Source organism: Streptomyces rectiviolaceus, from assembly GCF_039533825.1.
GTDB classification, from domain to species: Bacteria; Actinomycetota; Actinomycetes; order Streptomycetales; family Streptomycetaceae; genus Streptomyces; species Streptomyces rectiviolaceus.
On the sequence record NZ_BAAAUG010000163.1, the window covers coordinates 1 to 1210 of the forward strand.

The 1210-nt window shown below is 70.8% G+C and carries 1 pseudogene; it reads left to right on the forward strand.

Features of this window, described 5'->3' with window-relative positions:
* Positions 1–1174, forward strand: a pseudogene (locus ABD378_RS36450) (hypothetical protein); the annotation flags it as partial.
* Positions 1175–1210 lie beyond the last annotated feature (36 nt).

Sequence of the window (1210 nt, forward strand, 5' to 3'; positions counted from 1 at the left end):
GGTGCACGGCGGCCCCGGCTCCATCCCGGGCGGCCCGAGCGCGCCTTCCCCGGGGACCAACGTCTCCGGCGACACCCTGACCAGCGGCATCCCGGTCGTACCGCCGGCACAGAACTCGCCGTTCGCCGCGGGCCCGCAGGCCGAGGGGACCGTGCCGCACACCCCGCCCAAGCTGCCCGAGCCGGTGCAGCCGAACGTGCCGGTCGCCGCGGCCCCGCCCAAGAAGAAGGGGCGCAACAAGCTCGTTCTGGTGGCCGTCGCCGTGGTCGTCGTGGCCTGCGGTGCTTACGGCGCCGGTCTTCTGATGAACCACGCCGACGTACCGAAGGGCACCACCGTGCTCGGCGTCGACATCGGCGGCGGCACGCGCGACGAGGCCGTGAAGAAGCTCGACGAGGCGATCGGCAAGCGCGTCACCAAGTCCCTGAAGCTCTCCGTCGACGGTGAAGCGGTCACGCTCAATCCGGACCAGGCGGGCCTGACCCTGGACAGCCAGGCCACCGTCCGCGAGGCGGCGGGCAGTGACTACAACCCCGTATCGGTGATCGGATCGCTCTTCGGCGGCGAGCGCGTCGCCGAGCCGGTCATGCCCGTGGACGAGGAGAAGCTCGCCGCCGCCCTGGAGCGCGCCGCGGGCGCCTCGGGCTCGGCCAAGGAGGGCGGGGTCAAGTTCGTGCCCGGCAAGGCCGTCCCCGTGTACGGCAAGGCGGGCAAGGGCCTTGACGTCGCCGCGTCGACGACGGCCGTCTCGGAGGCGTACAAGAAGCAGGTCGAGACCGGCAGCGCCGGCGCCGTCGAGCTGCCCGTCACGACCCGCAAGCCGACCGTCGCGAACGCCGAGGTCGACAAGTTCATGACGCGCTTCGCGAAGCCCGCCATGTCCGCCAACGTCACGATCAAGGCGGGCACCGCCTCGATCCCGTTCGGCCCGGCGAAGTCGCTGCCGAAGATCCTCGACACGAAGGTGGCCGAGGACGGCAGCCTGCAGGCGCACTACAACCTCGCGGAGCTCAAGAAGCTGTACGGCAACGTCTTCGACGGCATCCTGATCCAGCGCGGCAACGGCGACAAGACTCCGGTCCAGCCGACGGACGTCGCCGCAGCGATGAACAAGGCGCTGATCGGCAAGACGCCGGCGGAGCGGGTCGGTGTGATCGAGACCAACGCCAGCTGATTCCCGTACGCACACGGAGGCCGGGCGGCTCACAGA